The sequence below is a fragment of the Xanthomonas sp. PPL134 genome (assembly GCF_040595915.1).
In the GTDB taxonomy this organism is placed as follows: Bacteria; Pseudomonadota; Gammaproteobacteria; order Xanthomonadales; family Xanthomonadaceae; genus Xanthomonas_A; species Xanthomonas_A indica.
In genome coordinates, this window is sequence record NZ_JAMDLL010000002.1 from 319,526 (window position 1) to 338,400 (window position 18,875).

Annotated in this window: 11 protein-coding genes; 5 read left to right on the plus strand and 6 right to left on the minus strand. The window is 68.9% G+C overall.

Features of this window, described 5'->3' with window-relative positions:
* Positions 1-56 precede the first annotated feature (56 nt).
* From M3U25_RS07010 to M3U25_RS07030, 5 genes are all read right to left on the minus strand, one after another.
* A complete protein-coding gene (locus M3U25_RS07010; protein ID WP_355496953.1) occupies positions 57-1,085 on the minus strand; it encodes a hypothetical protein in 1,029 nt (342 codons plus the stop codon).
* 370 nt (positions 1,086-1,455) lie between these two features.
* Positions 1,456-2,265: a transferase gene (locus M3U25_RS07015; protein ID WP_355496950.1), complete on the minus strand. Its 810-nt coding sequence runs from the start codon at positions 2,263-2,265 to the stop codon at positions 1,456-1,458.
* A complete protein-coding gene (locus M3U25_RS07020) occupies positions 2,262-3,227 on the minus strand; it encodes a 5'-nucleotidase (protein WP_017907609.1) in 966 nt (321 codons plus the stop codon). Before M3U25_RS07020 ends, M3U25_RS07015 begins: the two co-directional genes overlap by 4 nt.
* 135 nt (positions 3,228-3,362) lie before the next feature.
* Positions 3,363-4,133: an NAD kinase gene (locus M3U25_RS07025; RefSeq protein ID WP_184502413.1), complete on the minus strand. Its 771-nt coding sequence runs from the start codon at positions 4,131-4,133 to the stop codon at positions 3,363-3,365.
* 412 nt (positions 4,134-4,545) lie between these two features.
* Complete coding sequence (locus M3U25_RS07030) at positions 4,546-9,663, minus strand: NAD-glutamate dehydrogenase domain-containing protein (protein WP_355496946.1); 5,118 nt, start codon at positions 9,661-9,663, stop codon at positions 4,546-4,548.
* Between the two features lie 242 nt (positions 9,664-9,905).
* Here M3U25_RS07030 and M3U25_RS07035 point away from each other — a divergent pair, with 242 nt between their 5' ends.
* From M3U25_RS07035 to M3U25_RS07045, 3 genes are read left to right on the plus strand one after another with little or no spacing between them, the layout of a single operon-like run.
* Positions 9,906-10,559, plus strand: coding sequence for a TetR/AcrR family transcriptional regulator (locus M3U25_RS07035; protein WP_242160410.1), 654 nt, complete (start codon positions 9,906-9,908; stop codon positions 10,557-10,559).
* A complete protein-coding gene (locus tag M3U25_RS07040) occupies positions 10,556-11,845 on the plus strand; it encodes an efflux RND transporter periplasmic adaptor subunit (RefSeq protein WP_355496942.1) in 1,290 nt (429 codons plus the stop codon). Before M3U25_RS07035 ends, M3U25_RS07040 begins: the two co-directional genes overlap by 4 nt.
* 12 nt (positions 11,846-11,857) lie before the next feature.
* Positions 11,858-15,031 (plus strand): multidrug efflux RND transporter permease subunit, encoded by a 3,174-nt coding sequence (locus tag M3U25_RS07045; RefSeq protein ID WP_355496940.1) that lies wholly within the window; start codon positions 11,858-11,860, stop codon positions 15,029-15,031.
* 337 nt (positions 15,032-15,368) lie between these two features.
* On the opposite strand, the gene M3U25_RS07050 is transcribed toward M3U25_RS07045, so the two are convergent.
* Positions 15,369-16,517 (minus strand): acyl-CoA dehydrogenase family protein, encoded by a 1,149-nt coding sequence (locus M3U25_RS07050; protein ID WP_242160413.1) that lies wholly within the window; start codon positions 16,515-16,517, stop codon positions 15,369-15,371.
* Positions 16,518-16,643: 126 nt separating this feature from the next.
* On the opposite strand from M3U25_RS07050, the gene M3U25_RS07055 reads away from it, so the two are divergent.
* Complete coding sequence (locus tag M3U25_RS07055) at positions 16,644-17,645, plus strand: metalloregulator ArsR/SmtB family transcription factor (RefSeq protein ID WP_242160414.1); 1,002 nt, start codon at positions 16,644-16,646, stop codon at positions 17,643-17,645.
* Positions 17,642-18,787: a homocysteine S-methyltransferase family protein gene (locus tag M3U25_RS07060; RefSeq protein ID WP_355496936.1), complete on the plus strand. Its 1,146-nt coding sequence runs from the start codon at positions 17,642-17,644 to the stop codon at positions 18,785-18,787. The genes M3U25_RS07055 and M3U25_RS07060 overlap by 4 nt, the downstream gene beginning before the upstream one ends.
* Positions 18,788-18,875 lie beyond the last annotated feature (88 nt).

The following is an 18,875-nucleotide window of genomic DNA, read 5'->3' on the forward strand; positions in this document are numbered from 1 at the left end:
ACTCACACATGCAGTTCCTCCACCGTCGCCTGCCCGGCCTCGGCAAGGAAGAGTCGCTACAACTGCAGGCAGATCAATTCGGACACTTCCGGATCGCCGGCGCTGCGCCATAGGTTTCGGGTGGCGAATGCGCGCCCGGCGTCCGGGCACATCAGCGCGATCTCGAACGCCGGCGGCGCCTGCACCCAGCGGTGTGGCGCGCACTCGTCGGTGCGGAAGGACGCGACACCCGTCTGGACATGCCGCGCTTGCTCGCCCGTCGTCGCCGTGGTGGCGGCCACCGTCAGCATGCGGCCATCGCGGGTGACCGCGATGTTCCAGAAGTCGGTGCCGAGGTCGATCTCCGTCACCGACGTGTACGGCGGGTCCATGACGCCGGCGCTCGTGGTCGGTGCCGCCCACGACACGCGGTTGCCGTCGACAATGCGGCCGGGCCCGAGCGAGAGCCACAGGCGGCCCTGTCCGTCCATCGCCGATTGGCAGATCGGCGGCGTCCGCGCGATGCGCTTGGGCGGCCGTGGTAGGCCCGGCTCCGCGAGCCACAGGCTGCCCTCGGCCGCCACCACCAGGATCTTGCCATCGGGCGTCGCGTGCAGCTGCAGTTCCTCCGCCAGCGCCCTGCGCCGCACACTGCCATCCGCCAAATTGATGGCGCTGAGCTGTGCGGAGCGGGCATTGGCCGCATGCACATGACCGTGCAGCGGCAGCAGGCGGTCGACGTAACGCGGAATGCGCGACGTCCATTTTTCCGCGACGCTCAGCGTGCCGGCCTCGAGCCGGAACAGCTTGGTCTCGGTGGCCGCCAGCACGCTGCCCTCGCCGTCGCTGGCGAAGGCCCGCGCCTGGTTGCCGAGGGCGACCGACGCCACTTCGTCGCCTGTCGCCATGGACAGCGCGCGCACCCGCAGCGCGCCGAAGCTGACGCCCCATCCATCCGCGACCAGCACCTGCCCGGTCCGCTCGTCCAGCCAGAGTCGATGGGCGGCCACGCCGGGCACGGTGGTCCGCCACAGAATCGTGGCAGCTTCGGGATCTGCGCTCGCGTGCGCAGGCGGGGACGCGGCTGAATCGTGTTGCGGACGCATCGATGCGCGGACTCTTCCATCAACGAAGCGGGAATTCTTGCAAATCGCGCCTGAGCGCAACGTGTTTTGCCAGCGTTGGCGTGCAACGTCAGACAGGCGCCGTGTGCGAGCGATTGCAGGCGCTGCGCGAGGACGGACGAACGCACGCGGCATCGCGTACCAGACCCGCGCTTCGCAATGACGCACTTGCCCCACAGCGACTGCGCGCCATCCCGCGCATCGCGCCAGTGCACGCCCCAACCAGCGCCGGTACGCGCCAGGCGACGCGTCTGATGAGCAGCCGGTCGCACCCGCAACCGTCTGAAGGAGACAGACACGCAGCGCACCCTCGGCACGCGCAGCCCAATGACCCGATACAGCCAGGCGCCGCCTAGCGCTGAGCGCCCGCCTTCGTCCCGCCCACCATCGCCTGCTGGACGCGCCGGAACGGCATGCGCAGTTGCCAGCGTGCCGACCACGGCAGGCGCGCCAGGGCCGCGTGCGCGTCCAGCGCCGGCAGCGCGCCGGTCCAGGCGAACACCACGTGGTTGTCCATCTGCGGCTCGTCCAGGCGCAGCACGCGGCCGCCGAACAGTGCGCGCAGATGCGCCAGATGGCGGCGGGTATCCGTGTCGTACAGGTTCACCGCCAGCACCCCGCCCGGCGCCAGCGCCGCGTGGCAGTCCTCGTAGAAGCCGCGGCTGAGCAGCGCGGCCGGGATGCCGTCGGCGTCGTAGGCGTCGAGCAGCAGCAGGTCGTAGCGGTCGCGCCGCTGCGGCAGTAGCCGCGCACCGTCGCCGTGCACGGCCTCGAAACGCGCGTCGTCGTCCGGGATGCGGAAAGCCGTGCGCAGGGCCAGCACGTCGGCATCGGCCTCGATCGCCTCGATCCGCGCCTGCGGCAGGTGCCGGTAGCAGAACTTGGCCTGCGAGCCACCGCCGAGGCCGACGATGCCGATCCGCCGCGGATCCGGGCGCAGCAGCAGCGCGCCGAGCATGCTGCGGGTATAGCCCACCTGCAGCACGTCCGGCCACCAGGTGTACATGCGGCTCTGGGTCACCTCACCCTTGAACTGCAGGCTGGTGTAGCGCCAGCCGTGGCGGACATAGGGTCGTCCGGGACGCAGGTCGGTGGGTGCGTCCGCTCCTTGTCGCAGCAGGCGGCGCAGCGCGGCCCAGCGGCCGCCGGGCGCCGCGCTCACGGCTTGGCGATGTCGTTGGCGACCCCGTGCGGCACATGTCCGGCGGCGACGCGCTCCCGGGCGGCGCTGTCGATGTTGTGCTGCGAATCGTCGAAGAAGATGTCCGCCCCGAAGGCCTGCAGGAACGGGCCCTTGTGGCGGCCGCCGAGGAACAGCGCCTCGTCCAGGCGCACGCCCCATTCGCGCAACGTGCGGATCACCCGCTCGTGCGCCGGCGCCGAGCGCGCGGTGACCAGCGCGGTGCGGATCGGCGACGCTTCGCCAGCCGGGAACGCGGACTGCAGCGCATGCAGTGCCGACAGGAAATTGCGGAACGGCCCGCCCGTCAGCGGCTCGCGCGCGTTCTCGCGTTCGTAGCGACCGAACGCCTCCACGCCCTGCTCGCGCGAGAAGCGCTCGCCCTCGTCGCCGAAGATCACCGCATCGCCGTCGAAGGCGATGCGCAACTGGGTGGACAGGCGGTCGGCGTCGATCGCGCCGGCCGCCGCGGCCGCTTCCTGCGCATGCTCGCCGGGCGGCTTGGGCAGGATGGTCGCCGCGGCGATGCCGTGGCTGAGTGCGCGCCGCACCGACTCCGGGTTGGCCGACAGGAACAGGTCGGTGCCGAACGGCTTGACGTAGGGCCAGGTGGCCTCGCCGGAGGTGAAGGTGGCGCGGACGATGCCCAGGCCGTAGTGCTGGATCGAATTGAAGATGCGCAGCCCGGTGTCGGCGGAATTGCGCGACAGCAGGATCACCTCCACCGGCGGCGTCTCCGGCGGCGTGCCCTGGTTCAGCGCCAACAGCTTGCGCACCACCGGAAACGCCACCCCGGGCGCCAGCACATCGTCCTCCCGCTCGCGCTGGTATGCGCTGTACGCCTCCACCCCCTCCCGCTCGAACAGGGCATGGCCCTCTTCCAGATCGAACAGGGCGCGCGAGGTGACCGCGACGGTGAGCAGACGGGGGGAGTTGTCGGACATTTTGGGCTGGGAGTGGGGAATCGGGAATGGGGAATAGGTAAAAGCGGCTTGCAGGCGCGGAAGTTATCCAGGGAAAGGAAATTGCCAGGAAACCGCTCTTGCGATTCCCCATTCCCGATTCCCCACTGCCAGCCGCTACACCATGAATTGCTCGCTCAAGATCCGCTCCTCCAGGTTGTGCTCCGGATCGAACAGCAGGGTGACCAGGCGGTCGCGGGATTCGCGGATGGTGACTTCGACCACGTCGCGGGTCTCGTGCGAGTCGGCGGTGACGCTGACCGGGCGCTTGTACGGGTCCAGCACGCGGAAGCGCACTTCGATGTCGGCCTTGAGGATCGCGCCGCGCCAGCGCCGCGGCCGGTACGGCGCGATCGGGGTCAGCGCCAGGGTGTGCGAGCCCAGCGGCAGGATCGGGCCGTGCGCGGAGGAGTTGTAGGCGGTGCTGCCGGCCGGGGTGGAGACCAGCACGCCGTCGCAGATCAGCTCGTCGACCCGGGTTTGGCCATTGAGGTCGATGCTCACGTGCGCGGCCTGGCGGGTCTGCCGCAGCAGCGAGACCTCGTTGTAGGCGAGCGAGCCGGTGGTGGCACCGGATTCGGTCTGCGCCAGCATCTCCAGCGGCCGCAGCTTGGCCGGCTCGGCCTGGGCCAGGCGCGCGACCAGGTCGTCGTCGCGGAACTGGTTCATCAGGAACCCGACCGTGCCCAGCTTCATGCCGAACACCGGCTTGCCCAGGCTGCCGTGGCGATGCAGGGTCTGCAGCATGAACCCGTCGCCGCCGAGCGCGCACAGCACATCGGCCTCGGCCGGCTCGCAATCGCCATAGCGCGCGACCAGTTGTTCGCGCGCCCGCTGCGACTCGGTGGGGACACTGGCAAGAAAACAGATGCGGGGCGAGGACGGCATGGACGCATTCATGGCGCCGATCATACCTGTCCGGGTGTAAAGCCGGGATTCGGGAGTCGGGATTCGGGATTGGCAGAAGCGGGCTATCGCGTCGGAAACGGGACAGCCAAGAGCGCGAAATTGCGCAGCCCGAAAGGATGCGATTCGGGAGTGGAGCTTCGGGATTGGCAAAAGCGGGCAACGGGATCGGAAGGTGCAAAGAGGAATCGAGAAAGCGATGCACCGTCGCGAATCCCCACTCTCGACGCCCCAATTCCCCCCACCACGACAGCCCCCTCGCCCACCCCCACATTCCTCCCTGGAGGAAAGCCCCCCTTCTGTTAAGGGGGGCGCGGCGAAGCCGCGGGGGATAGGCAAGGTGGCCGTGCGGCGCAAACGGTTGGGTCAGGCCCGCACGGGCCTGACCACGGGGCTACACCCCGTGCGCCGCCAGCTGGCCCAGCCGCTGCACCGCCACCGACACGGTGGGATAGTCCAGCGTCTTCTGCGCAGCCAGTTCCTGCAGCATGCTCAGGGTGAAGCGCAGGCTGCTGTCGTCGCGCTGCAGCCAATGCTGCACCTTGGCCTCGGCGGTGCCGCCCGGCAGGCTCAGCGCCTGGCCGGCCAGCGCACTGTGGTGCTTGGCCAGTTCGTCGCGCAGCACGCCGCGGGCCACCGCGTGCCAGCGGCCGTTGACCTCCAGCGCGTCGATCTGCTCGAACAGCCACGGCAGCTGCAGCGCCTCGCCGAGGCGGAAGTGCACCTTCGACACCTCCACCGGCTTGAGCTTGCGGGTGCGCGCCATCTCGATGATGTCGAACGCCGGCTCCAGAAAGCGCAGTTCCGACAGCTGCTGGGCCAGCGCCGGCGGCAGGCCCTTGTCCTGCCACTCCTGCACCAGGGCCTCGTAGCGCGGACGCTGCGAATCGGGCAGCACGCCGGAGGCGACGCGGATGTCGTTGAACGGCTCGTAGTAGCGCTCCACCGCCGCGGTGATGCCCGGCATCGGGCCCGGACGGAACAGCAGCCAGCGCACGAAGGCGCGCTGCAGCGTCCAGATCACCTCCAGCGCGTCGATCTGCACCGACTCGGGCACCTTGCCGTCCAACGCATCGATTTGCGTCCACAGCGCGCGCGCATCCAGCGTCTCGCGGCTGATGGTGTAGGCCTTGGCGACCTCGGCGATGCTGCGGCCGGTGTCTTCCTGCATGCGCATCAGGAAGGTGGCGCCCATGCGGTTAATGGTGGTGTTGGTCACCGCCGTGGCGATGATCTCGCGCTTGAGGCGGTGCCGCTCCATCGCGTCGGCGTACTTCTTCTGCAGCGGCTGCGGGAAGTAGCGCTGCAGTTCCTTGGACAGGTACGGGTCCTCGGGGATGTCCGATTCCAGCAGCTGCTGGAACGCCACCAGCTTGGAGTAGGACAGCAGCACCGCCAGTTCCGGCCGGGTCAGGCCCTGACCGCGGGCCTTGCGTGCGGAGATCTCCGCGTCCGAGGGCAGGTACTCGATCTGCCGGTCGAGCAGGCCCTGCGCTTCCAGGGTGCGGATGAAGTGCTGCTTGGAACCCAGGCGCTTGACGCTCATCCGCTCCATCAGGCTCAGCGCCTGGTTCTGGCGGATGTTGTCCCACAGCACCAGCTCGGCGACCTCGTCGGTCATCGACGCCAGCAGCTTGTTGCGCGCGTCCAGGGTCAGCTTCTTGGCCTGAACCACGTCGTTGAGCAGGATCTTGATGTTGACCTCGTGGTCGGAGGTGTCCACGCCGGCCGAGTTGTCGATGAAGTCGGTGTTGAGCAGCACGCCGACCTGCGCGGCCTCGATGCGACCGAGCTGGGTCAGGCCGAGGTTGCCGCCCTCGCCGACGATCTTGCAGCGCAGCTCGCCGCCGTTGACGCGCAGGCCGTTGTTGGCGCGGTCGCCGACGTCGCCGTGGGTCTCGCTGGCGGCCTTGACGTAGGTACCGATGCCGCCGTTCCAGAACAGGTCCACCGGCGCCTTGAGAATGGCGTGCATCAGGTCGTTCGGCGAGAGCTGCTTGACCCCCGGCTCCAGGCCCAGCGCCTCGCGTACCGGCGCACTGATCTCGATGGACTTGAGCGTGCGCGGATAGATGCCGCCGCCGGCGCTGATCAGCTTGGCGTCGTAATCGGCCCAACTGGAGCGCGGCAGCTTGAACAGGCGCTCGCGCTCGGCGAAGGACGCTGCCGCGTCCGGGTTCGGGTCGAGGAAGATGTGGCGGTGGTCGAACGCGGCCAGCAGGCGGATGTGGCGCGACAGCAGCATGCCGTTGCCGAACACGTCGCCGGACATGTCGCCGATGCCCACGCAGGTGAAGTCCTCGTTCTGGCAGTCGCGGCCCAGCGCGCGGAAGTGGCGCTTGACCGACTCCCAGGCGCCGCGCGCGGTGATGCCCATGCCCTTGTGGTCGTAGCCGACCGAGCCGCCGGAGGCGAACGCGTCGCCCAGCCAGAAGCCGTGGTCCAGCGCCAGGCCATTGGCGATGTCGGAGAAGGTGGCCGTGCCCTTGTCGGCGGCGACCACCAGGTACGGGTCGTCCTGGTCGTGGCGCACCACCTGCGGCGGCGGCACGATCTTGCCGCCGGCGATGTTGTCGGTGATGTCCAGCAGGCCCTGGATGAACAGCTTGTAGCAGGCGATGCCTTCGGCCAGCACCGCATCGCGGTCGCCGCCGACCGGCGGGCGCTTGCAGAAGAAACCGCCCTTGGCGCCGACCGGCACGATCACCGTGTTCTTGACCATCTGCGCCTTGACCAGGCCCAGCACCTCGGTGCGGAAGTCCTCGCGCCGGTCGGACCAGCGCAGGCCGCCGCGCGCCACCGCGCCGAAGCGCAGGTGCACGCCTTCCACGCGCGGGCCGTACACGAAGATCTCGCGGTACGGACGCGGCTTGGGCAGGTCCGGCACCTTGGCCGAATCCAGCTTGAAGCTGATGCAGTGGCCCAGCCCGCCATCGGCGTTGCGCTGGTAGTGGCTGGTGCGCAGGGTCGCCTCGATCACGCCCTTGAAGCTGCGCAGGATGCGGTCCTCGTCCAGGCTCGCCACCTGGTCGAACAGCTTCAGCAGCGCGGCCGAGACCGCCTCCAGCTGCGCCTCTCGGTTGCCGCTGCGCGCGTCGATCACCGGCTGCAGCGCCTTCAGCGCGGCCTCGTCGCCGTGGGCGAGCAGGCGCAGCTGCGCCGCCAGCGCGACCTGGCCTTCGGCGATCTGCGCCTTGCTCTCGCTGCCGGTGGCCGGATCGAAGCGCGCCTCGAACAGTTCCACCAGCAGCCGCGCCAGCAGCGGATAGCGGTTGCAGGTCTCTTCCACGTAGGCCTGCGAGAACGGCACGCCGGTCTGCAGCAGGTACTTGCAGTAGCCGCGCAGCACCGCGACCTGGCGCCAGCTCAGGCTGGCGCCGACGATCAGGCGGTTGAAGCCGTCGTTCTCGGCGTCGCCGCGCCAGATCCGCACGAACGCCTCGCACAGCGGCGCGTCGGCGGCTTCCACGTCGATGCTGCCGGCCAGCGGCTCGACCTCGAAGTCCTGGATCGACAGCGGCGTGCCGTCCACCACCAGCCGGTACGGACGCTCGGAGATCACCCGCAGGCCCAGGTTCTCCATCATCGGCAGCACGTCCGACAGCGGCAGGTCGTCGTGCTGGCGGTACAGCTTCAGGCGCAGGCTGTCGGCACCGTCGCGGCGCAGCGCCTGCAGGCTCAGGTGCAGGTCTTCCGGACCGCGCAGCGCGGCCAGGCGCTCGACGTCGCGCGCGGCGATCTGCGCGGTCGACTCCTCGATGTAGCCCGCCGGCAGCGCGCGGCCGTAGCCGGCGGCCAGGCGCAGGCCATAGCGCTCGCCGCGGCTGGCCACCAGCGCCTCGCGCAGGTCGTCGTGCCAGTTGCGCAGCAGGTGCGCCAGGCGCGATTCCAGTTCGGTGGTGTCGAACTCCAGCGCCTCGCCCGGCTTCGGCCGCACGATCATGTGCAACTGCGCCAGCGGCGATTCGCCCAGCACCACGTTGGAATCGATGTATTCGCCGTGCAGCGCGTCCTTCAGCAATGCCTCGATGCGCAGGCGCACGTCGGTGTTAAAGCGCTCGCGCGGGATGTACACCAGCGCGGAAATGAAACGGCCGTACTTGTCGCGGCGCAGGAACAGGCGGCTGCGCACCCGCTCCTGCAGGCCGAGGATGCCCATCGCGGTGCGGTACAGCTCTTCCTCGTTGGACTGGAACAGTTCCTCGCGCGGCAACGTCTCCAGGATGTGGCGCAGCGCCTTGCCGCTGTGACTGCTCGGGGTCAGCTCGGACTTGCGCATGACCGAGTCGAAGCGCTCGCGCACCAGCGGAATCTCCCACGGGCGGCGGTTGTAGGCGCTGGAGGTGAACAGGCCGAGGAAGCGCTGCTCGGCGATGATGCGGCCCTTGGCGTCGAACTCCAGCACGCCGATGTAGTCCATGTAGCCGCTGCGGTGCACCCGCGAGCGCGCATTGGTCTTGGTCAGGATCAGCGCCTCCTTGGTGCCGGACTCGCTGAGGCCGTGCGCGGCCAGCGTGCGCACCGGCCGCGCCGGCGACTTGTCCTGCCCGCGCAGCAGGCCCAGGCCGCTGTCTTCCAGCGGCGCCAGCACGTCTTCGCCGCCCTGCTTCTCCACGCGGTACTCGCGGTAGCCGAAGAAGGTGAAGTGGTCGGCCGCGGCCCAGCGCAGGAATTCCTGCGCCTCGCGCCGGCCCTTGTCGTCCACCGGCAGGCGCCGGGTGGTCAGGTCGTCGGCCAGCGCCAGCATCTTCTCGCGCATGCTGCCCCAGTCGCGCACGATGTTGCGCACCTCGCCGAGGATGCGCCGGATCGCCGCTTCCACCTGCGCCATGTCTTCCGGCGGCTGCCGGTCGATCTCCAGCGCCATCAGCGATTCCGCCTTGCCCTCGCCCACGTTCTCCAGCGTGCCGCTCTTGTCGCGCTGCATGCGCAGCACCGGATGGCCCAGCACGTGCACGCCGATGCCCAGTTCCGCCAGCGCCATGCTCACCGAATCGACCAGGAACGGCATGTCGTCGTTGACGATCTGCAGCACCGTGTGCGACGACTCCCAACCGTCGTCCTTCAGATTCGGATTGAACACCCGCACGTTGACCGTGCCCGGCTTGCGCTTGCGCGCGAATTCCAGCATCGACGCGGCCAGCGCCGCCCACTCCTGCGCGCTGTGGTGGGGGAACTCGTCCTCCTCCATGCGCTTGTAGAACTCCTCGGCGAACGTCTGCGCTTCCTCCTGGCGGGCGGCCGGATAGCGCTTGCGCAGCGCCGCGAACACCGGGGTCAGGCTGAAACCGCTGGCGGCGGGCGCCGCGTCGATCACCTTGGCCGTGGCCGGCACGGTCGCGGCCAGCTTGGGCGGCGTTGCGGCCTTGCGCGGGGCGGCGGGCTTGGCCGCAGGCTTGGCGGCCGCCTTGGTCTTGGCAGGTGCCTTGGCCGGCTTGGTGGCGGACGGGGTCGCGGTGGTGCGGGTGGCGGCCGGAGATTTGGAACGGGAAGCGGCGTGTTTGGGTTTCATGACGGAGAGCAGCAACGATGCTCGATGGGAAAGCGAGAATTGTACCGGTGCTCCGTTCAACTACCTTGCTGCATCGCAAACCGAGGGCGTGGCGGAGACGAGGCGCCAAATCGGGCAAAGCGGTTCGCAACACCATCGTCACGCGGCGATCACCATGCTTTGCGGGCCGTGTTGTTGTCAGCAAGAACGCCGCGGTGTCAAGGCTGTTCTAATTCTAAACTGGACGGTATAGTCCACAATCGATGAGCACCCCCCTCGCCTCTGCCGCACAGCGCCAGGCGCGCGACCAGCGCGTGTACGCGGTCGTGCGCGAGCTGCTGGCCGAGGAAGGCATGGGCCTGAGCATGGACACGGTGGCGGCACGCGCCGGCTGCTCCAAGCAGACCCTGTACAGCCGCTACCGCAGCAAGCAGGCCTTGCTGCGGCGGGCCCTGCAGGACCACCTGGACCTGGCCACCGCGCACCTGGAGCCGGCGCAGGGCGACCTGCGCGGCAGCCTGCTGCGCTTCGCCTGCGAATACCTGGAACAGTTGTTCGAGCCGAGCGTTCTGCAGAGTTCCCAGCTGATCGCCGCCGAGTCCCGGCACTTCCCCGAAGAAGCCCGCGCCTTGTTCCACGACAGCGCCGGTGCGCTGATGCAGCGCCTGAGCGAGCACCTGCGCGATGCCATGGCCCGCGGCCAGCTCCGGCATGACGATCCGCACTTCATGGCCGAACTGCTGTTGAGCATGATCGTCGGCATGGATTTCGAGCGTCGGCGCTTCCACAGCGCGCATCGCGACGCGCCCGCCGCGCAGCGCGCCTGGGCCGAGTTCGCCGTGGACGGTTTCCTGCGCGCCTTCACCCCCGCCCCTTCCCTTCCTTCTACAAAACCAGACCGGAGTACCACCCGATGACCTCCCCGTTGCGTTCTCTCGCCCTGGCCTGCGCCGTTGTGGTGGTGTTGGCGTCCTGCAAGAAACAGGATCAGCAGCAGGCCATGCCGCCGCCGGAGGTGGGCGTGCTGCAGGCGCAGCCGCAGACCGTGCCGCTGCAGCGCGACCTGGTCGGCCGCCTGTCCGCGTTCCGTAGCGCCGATGTGCGCGCCCGCGTGGCCGGCGTGCTGGAAAAGCGCCTGTACACCGAAGGCACCGACGTCAAGGAAGGCCAGCCGCTGTTCCAGATCGACCCGGCGCCGCTGCGGGCGACGCTGGCCTCGGCGCAGGGCCAGCTGGCCGCCGCCGAAGCCACCTACGCCAACGCCAAGGCCGCCGCCGCCCGCGCGCGCAGCCTGGCACCGCAAGCCTACGTGTCCAAGTCCGACCTGGACAACGCCGAGGCCACCGAGCGCAGTTCCGCCGCGTCGGTGCAGCAGGCCCGCGCGGCGGTCGAAACCGCGCGCATCAACCTCGGCTACGCCACCGTCACCGCGCCGATCGCCGGCCGCGCCGGCAAGCAGCAGGTGACCGAGGGCGCACTGGTCGGCCAGGGCGACAGCACCCTGCTGACCACGATCGACCAGCTCGACCCGCTATACGTCAACTTCTCGATGAGCGCCGACGAACTGGCGCAGCTGCGCCAGGCGCAGACCGAGGGCAACGTCGCCCTCAACGCCGAGGACAAGTCCACCGTGCAGATCAAGCTCGGCGACGGCAGCACCTATGCGCATGCCGGCACCCTGGACTTCTCCGGCGCCGCGGTGGATCCGAGCACCGGCTCGGTGACGCTGCGCGCACTGCTGCCGAACCCGGACCGGGTGCTGCTGCCCGGCGCCTTCGTCAGCTTCGCGGCCAACCTGGGCCAGCGCAAGGACGTCTACCTGATCCCGCAGGCGGCGGTGCTGCGCGATGCCAAGGGCGCCTACGCCATGGTCGTCGGCAAGGACAGCAAGGTGGTGCGCAAGGACCTGACCACGGTCGGCCAGCAGGGCGACAAGTGGATCGTCAGCGGCGGCCTGCAGAGCGGCGACCAGGTGGTCGTCAGTGGCCTGCCCAAGGTCAAGGAAGGCGCACCGGCCGTGGCCAAGCCGTGGGACCCGAACGCCGCTGCGCAGGGCCAGGGCCAGGGCCCGGGCGCTGGCGCGGCCCCCGGCCAGGGCGCCCAGGGTGCTGCCGCGCCGGCCAAGGGCGCCGCCCCGGCGCAGGGCGCAGCGCACGGCGATTCGCCGGACGCCGCCTCGCATTCCGACCAGCCGAAGCAGTAACGGACTCCCCCCATGCCTAAGTTCTTCATCGAACACCCGGTCTTCGCCTGGGTGGTGGCGATCCTGATCTCGCTCAGCGGCGTGATCGCCATCCTCAATCTCGGCGTCGAGTCGTATCCCTCGATCGCCCCGCCCCAGGTCACCGTCACCGCCACCTATCCCGGCGCCAGCGCCAGCACCACCGAACGCTCGGTCACCCAGGTGATCGAGCAGCAGCTGACCGGCATCGACCACCTGCTGTACTTCAGCTCGTCGTCGTCCTCCAGCGGCAGCGCCACCATCACCCTGACCTTCGAGACCGGCACCGATCCGGACATCGCCCAGGTGCAGGTGCAGAACAAGGTGTCGCTGGCCACCCCGCGCCTGCCCTCGGAAGTGACCGCGCAGGGCGTGGTGGTGGCCAAGGCCAATGCCGGCTTCCTCAGCGTGATCGCGTTGCGTTCGGACAACCCGTCGATCGACCGCGACGCGCTCAACGACATCGTCGGTTCGCGCGTGCTGGAGCAGATCTCGCGCGTGCCCGGCGTCGGCAGCACCCAGCAGTTCGGTGCCGAATACGCCATGGACATCTGGCTGAACCCGGAGAAGCTGCAGGGTTACCACATGTCCGCCAACGACGTGTACACCGCGATCCGCGCCCAGAACGTGCAGTTCGCGGCCGGCTCGCTGGGTTCCGACCCGGCACCGCAAGGCCAGTCGTTCACCGCCACGGTCAGCGCCGAAGGCCGCTTCACCTCGCCCGAGCAGTTCGAGAACATCATCCTGCGCGCCGACGGCAACGGCACCGTGGTGCGGCTGAAGGACGTGGCCCGGGTCGCGTTCGGCCCGACCAACTTCGGCTTCGACACCCAGTACAACGGCAAGCCGACCGGCGCCTTCGCGATCCAGCTGCTGCCCGGCGCCAATGCGCTGAGCGTGTCCGAGGCGGTCAAGTCCAAGATGGACGAGCTGCAGCCCAGCTTCCCGCAGGGCGTCACCTGGTTCACGCCGTACGAGAGCACCACCTTCGTCAAGATCTCGATCGAGGAAGTGGTCAAGACCCTGGCCGAGGCGATCGTGCTGGTGTTCCTGGTGATGCTGGTGTTCCTGCAGAACTTCCGCGCCACCATCATCCCCACCCTGGTCATCCCGGTGGCGTTGCTGGGCACCTTCCTGGGCATGTGGGTCATCGGCTTCACCATCAACCAGTTGACGCTGTTCGCGATGGTGCTGGCGATCGGCATCGTGGTCGACGACGCGATCGTGGTGATCGAGAACGTCGAACGCATCATGTCCGAAGAGCACCTGGCACCGAAGGCGGCCACGCACAAGGCGATGACCCAGATCACCGGCGCGGTGGTGGCGATCACCGTGGTGCTGGCGGCGGTGTTCATCCCCTCGGCGATGCAGCCCGGCGCGGCCGGCGCGATCTACAAGCAGTTCGCGATCACCATCGCCATGTCGATGGCGTTCTCGGCGTTCCTGGCGCTGAGCTTCACCCCGGCGCTGTGCGCGGCCTTCCTCAAGCCCACCCACAACGACAACCCGAACTGGGTCTACCGCACCTTCAACAAGTACTACGACAAGCTGGCGCACCGCTATGTCGGCGCGGTCGGCAGCACCATCCGCCGCGCGCCGCGCTGGATGGCGGTGTTCGCCCTGCTGTTGGTGCTGTGCGGCTTCCTGTTCACGCGCATGCCGGGCAGCTTCCTGCCGGAAGAGGACCAGGGCTTCGCGCTGGCGATCGTGCAGTTGCCGCCGGGTGCGACCAAGACCCGCACCAACGAGGTGTTCGCGCAGATGCGCGGCGTGCTGCAGCAGCAGAAGGCGGTCGAAGGCATGCTGCAGGTGGCCGGCTTCAGCTTCCTGGGCCGCGGCGAGAACGTGGGCATGGGCTTCATCCGGCTCAAGCCCTGGGAAGACCGCGACATCGCCGCAGGCGACCTGATCCAGCAGTTGAACGGGATGTTCTACGGGATCAAGGACGCGCAGATCTTCGTGGTCAACCTGCCGACCGTGCAGGGCCTGGGCCAGTTCGGCGGCTTCGACATGTGGCTGCAGGACCGGACCGGTGCCGGCGAAGAAGCCCTGCTGCAGGCGCGCAACATCGTGCTCGGCAAGGCCGCGCAGCGCCAGGACACCCTGGCCGGCGTGCGCCCGAACGGCCTGGAGAACTCGCCGCAGCTGCAGTTGAAGGTGGACCGCGTGCAGGCGCAGTCGATGGGCCTGTCGGTCAACGACATCTACCAGTCGATCCAGCTGATGCTGGCGCCGGTGTACGTCAACGACTTCTTCTACGAAGGCCGCATCAAGCGCGTCAACATGCAGGCCGACGCGCCGTTCCGCACCGGTCCGGAGTCGCTGCGCAACTTCTACGTGCCCAGCAGCACCGCCACCGACAGCAGCGGCCTGCCGCAGATGATCCCGTTGAGCACGGTGGTGAGCTCGGACTGGATCTACAGCTCGCCCTCGCTGAGCCGCTACAACGGCTACTCGGCGGTCAACATCGTCGGTAACCCGGCCCCGGGCGGCAGCTCGGGCCAGGCGATGGGTGCGATGGAGGACATCGTCAACAACGACCTGCCGCCGGGCTTCGGCTTCGACTGGAGCGGCATGTCGTACCAGGAAATCATCGCCGGCAACACTGCCACGCTGCTGCTGGTGCTGTCGATCGTGGTGGTGTTCCTGTGCCTGGCGGCGCTGTACGAGAGCTGGTCGATCCCGGTGTCGGTGCTGCTGGTGGTACCGATCGGCGTGCTCGGTGCGGTGGCGTTCTCGCTGCTGCGCGGCCTGCCCAACGACATCTACTTCAAGATCGGCCTGATCACGGTGATCGGCCTGGCCGCCAAGAACGCGATCCTGATCGTCGAGTTCGCGGTGGAGCAGCGGGCGATGGGCAAGACCCTGCGCGAGGCTGCGGCCGAGGCGGCGCACCTGCGCTTCCGTCCGATCCTGATGACCTCGTTCGCGTTCATCCTCGGCGTGCTGCCGATGGCGATCTCCACCGGTGCCGGCGCCAACGCCCGCCACGCCATCGGTACCGGCGTGATCGGCGGCATGCTGTTCGCCACCGTGCTGGGCGTGCTGTTCATCCCGCTGTTCTTCGTGATGGTGCGGCGCATGCTCGGCGACAAGCTGGACGAGCCGTCGAAGGAGTTCACGCAGATGCAGGAAGCCGGTTTGGCGCGGCATCAGCCGGATCGCTGAGGGGCGGGGATTGGGGATTCGGGAGTGGGGATTCGTGAATCGACCCGCTCCCGGTCCTGATCCTTCCGCCCTGCAGAGGCAAAACAAGAAGCGGCCGCAAGGCCGCTTTTTGTTGTCCGGGAATCTGGTCGGGAAGCGCGGTCCAAAACCCGGCGCGAGACGGAGCGCTCCTTGAAGGCCGAGCGCTCCTTGTGGGAGGGACTTCAGTCCCGACGCATTGCAGCCAGAGCCCGCTCATTCCTTTTGCCCCCCAAAGAAAAAGCGGCCCTGCGGCCGCTTCTCCTTGAATCATCAGCCGATGCAGGAACCGGCTAATCCCCAATCCCGACTCCCGGCCTCAGCGCAATCCCGTCTCGTTGCGCGCGATCACCAGGCGCTGGATCTCGCTGGTGCCCTCATAGATCTCGGTGATCTTGGCATCGCGGAAGTAGCGCTCCAGCGGCATTTCCTTGGAGTAGCCCATGCCGCCGTGGATCTGCACCGCCTGGTGGGTGATCCACATCGCCGCCTCGGAGGCGGTCAGCTTGGCCACCGAGGCCTCGGTGGTGAAGCGCTGGCCCTGCCCCTTCAGCCACGCCGCGCGCAAGGTCAGCAGCAGCGCCGCGTCCAGCTTGCACTTCATGTCGGCGATTTTGGCCTGGGTCATCTGGAACGCGCCGATCGGCGAACCGAAGGCCTTGCGCTCCTTCACGTACTCCAGCGTCGCCTCGTAGGCGGCGCGGGCCAGGCCGATCGCCTGCGAGGCGATGCCGATGCGGCCGGCGTCGAGCACGCTCATGGCGATCTTGAAGCCCTCGCCCGGGGTGCCCAGCACCTCGTCGGCGCTGGCCACGTAGTCCTGGAACTCGATTTCGCAGGTGGCCGAGGCGCGGATGCCCAGCTTGGGCTCGGTCTTGCCACGGTGGAAGCCCGGCTTGTCGGTATCGACCACGAACGCGGTGATGCCGCGCGCGCCCTTGTCCGGCTCGCTCATCGCGAACAGCACGATGTACTTGGCGACCGGGCCGGAGGTGATCCAGCTCTTCTTGCCGTTGATGACGAAGCTGCCGTCGTCCTGGCGCACCGCGCGGCACCGCATCGCGGTGGCGTCGGAGCCGGACTGCGGCTCGGTCAGGGCGAAGGCGCCGATCTCGCGGCCCTCGGCGATGGCGCGCACGTAGGTCTGCTTCTGTTCCTCGTTGCCGTTCTTGAGGATGCCGGCGCAGAACAGCGAGTTGTTGACCGACACGATGGTCGAATGCGCTGCATCGCCTGCGGCGATCTCGACCATCGCCAGCACGTAGGCGATCGGGTCCATGCCGGCGCCGCCGTATTCCTCCGGCACCTCGATGCCCATCAGCCCGTTCTCGCCCAGCAGGCGGATGTTCTCCAGCGGGAATTCGCCGGTACGGTCGTGGTGCTCGGCGCTGGGGGCGATTCGCTCCTGGGCGATGCGCCGCGCCACATCCTGGATCATCAATTGCTCTTCGGTAAAGCTGAAATCCACGTCGAACCCCTCCCGGGCTTGTTGGTGCGGCCATTGTAGCCGCGCCGACCATACGCCGGCGTGTGCAACTTGACCGCAACCGCCGCGCGGACCAAAATATCTCTATATCGCGATAGGAAGATATTTATGGATCTGGAGGACTGGTCGTCCCGGCTGAAGGTCTTCGCCGACGCCACCCGCGTGCGCCTGCTGGCGCTGCTGGAGCAGGAGGAGCTGACCGTGGCCGAACTGTCGGCCATCACCCGCCTGGCGCAGCCGCGCGTCTCGACCCACCTGGCCAAGCTCAAGGAGGCCGGGCTGGTGCGCGACCGCCGCGCCGGCGTGTCGGCCTATTATCGCTTCGACGAGACCCTGCTGGACCCGGCCCAGCGCGCGCTGTGGCTGGCGCTGAGCACCGGCAGCGACGACCCGCTGCTGCGCCAGGACGCCGAACGCGTGGCCGCGGTGCTGGCCAACCGCGCCGCCGACCAGAACTGGGCCGACTCGGTGGCCGGCGACATGGAACGCCACTATTCGCCCGGCCGCACCTGGGAGGCGCTGGCGCGCACCGCCCTGCCGCTGCTGGAGACCGGCGACGTGCTCGACATCGCCTCCGGCGACGGCGTGCTGGCCGAACTGGTGGCGCCGCACGCGCGCCGCTACGTCTGCATCGACACCAGCGCGCGGGTGGTGGCCGCGGCCAGCGAGCGCCTGCGCCGGCTCGGCAACGTGGAAGTGCGCGAGGGCGACATGCACGCCCTGCCCTTCCCGGACGCCAGCTTCGACCTGGTGGTGATGATGCACGCCCTCACCTACGCCACCAAGCCGGCGCAGGCGGTGTGCGAATCGGCGCGGGTGCTGCGCCCGGGCGGCCGCCTGCTGCTGTGCAGCCTGGCGCGCCACGAACACAAGGCCGCGGTGCAGGCCTACGGCCACGTCAACCTCGGCTTCGCCGCCAAGGAACTGCGCAAGTTCGTCGGCAAGGCCGGGCTCGAGGTCTCCAGCCTGGAAACCGTGACCCGCGAGAAGCGCCCGCCGCACTTCGAAGTGATTTCGTTGATTGCCGGGAAGCCGGGAATCGGGATTGGGGAATCGGGAATCGAAAAAGCAACCGCCAAGGCCAAGGCGGCCGCAGGAGATGTCGCATGAGCACCATCGCTCCTCCCCCATTCCCCATTCCCCATTCCCCACTCCCGGCCTCCCAATGGCTCCACCCCCAGCGCGCCGAGGCGCTGCTGCAGGCCCTGTCCGAGCGCATCCTGATCATCGACGGGGCGATGGGCACGATGATCCAGCGCCATGGGCTGCAGGAGGCCGACTACCGCGGCGAGCGCTTCGCCGAGGGCTACGACGCGCAGGCCGCGCACGTGCATGGCCCCGGCTGCGACCACGCGCCGCAGGGCCACGACCTGAAGGGCAACAACGACCTGTTGCTGCTGACCCGCCCCGAGGTGATCGCCGAGATCCACCGGGCCTACCTCGACGCCGGCGCCGACCTGCTCGAGACCAACACCTTCAACGCCACCGCCATCAGCCAGGCCGACTACCACCTGGAACACCTGGTCTACGAACTCAACAAGGCAGGCGCGCAGGTCGCCCGCGCCTGTTGCGATGCGGTCGAGGCACTGACGCCGGACAAGCCGCGGTTCGTGATCGGCGTGCTCGGCCCGACCAGCCGCACCGCCTCGATCAGCCCGGACGTCAACGATCCCGGCTTCCGCAACACCAGCTTCGACGAACTGCGCACCACCTACCGCGAGGCCATCGACGGCCTGATCGACGGCGGCGCCGACACGCTGATGGTGGAGACCATCTTCGACACGCTCAACGCCAAGGCCGCGCTGTACGCGATCGAAGAGGTGTTCGACGCGCGCGGCGGGCGCCTGCCGGTGATGATCTCCGGCACCATCACCGACGCCTCCGGCCGCACCCTGTCCGGGCAGACCGCCGAAGCGTTCTACGCCTCGGTCGCGCATGGGCGGCCGCTGTCGGTGGGGCTGAACTGCGCGCTCGGCGCCAAGGACCTGCGCCCGCACGTGGAAACCCTGGCGCGGATCGCCGACGGCTACGTCAGCGCGCACCCCAACGCCGGCCTGCCCAACGCCTTCGGCGAGTACGACGAGACGCCCGAGGAAATGGCGGCGACGCTGCGCGAGTTCGCCGAGTCCGGGCTGCTGAACCTGGTCGGCGGCTGCTGCGGCACCACCCCCGCCCACATCCGCGCCATCGCCGAAGCGGTGCGCGGGCTGCCGCCGCGCGTGCCGCTGGCGGCGCAGGCGCAGGCCGCCTGATGTCCGCCGCGCGCATGCCCGCCGTCGCCGCCCGCGCGCCCTGGCGCCAGTGCGGTACCGCCTGCGTGCGCGCCGGCACCTACCCGTT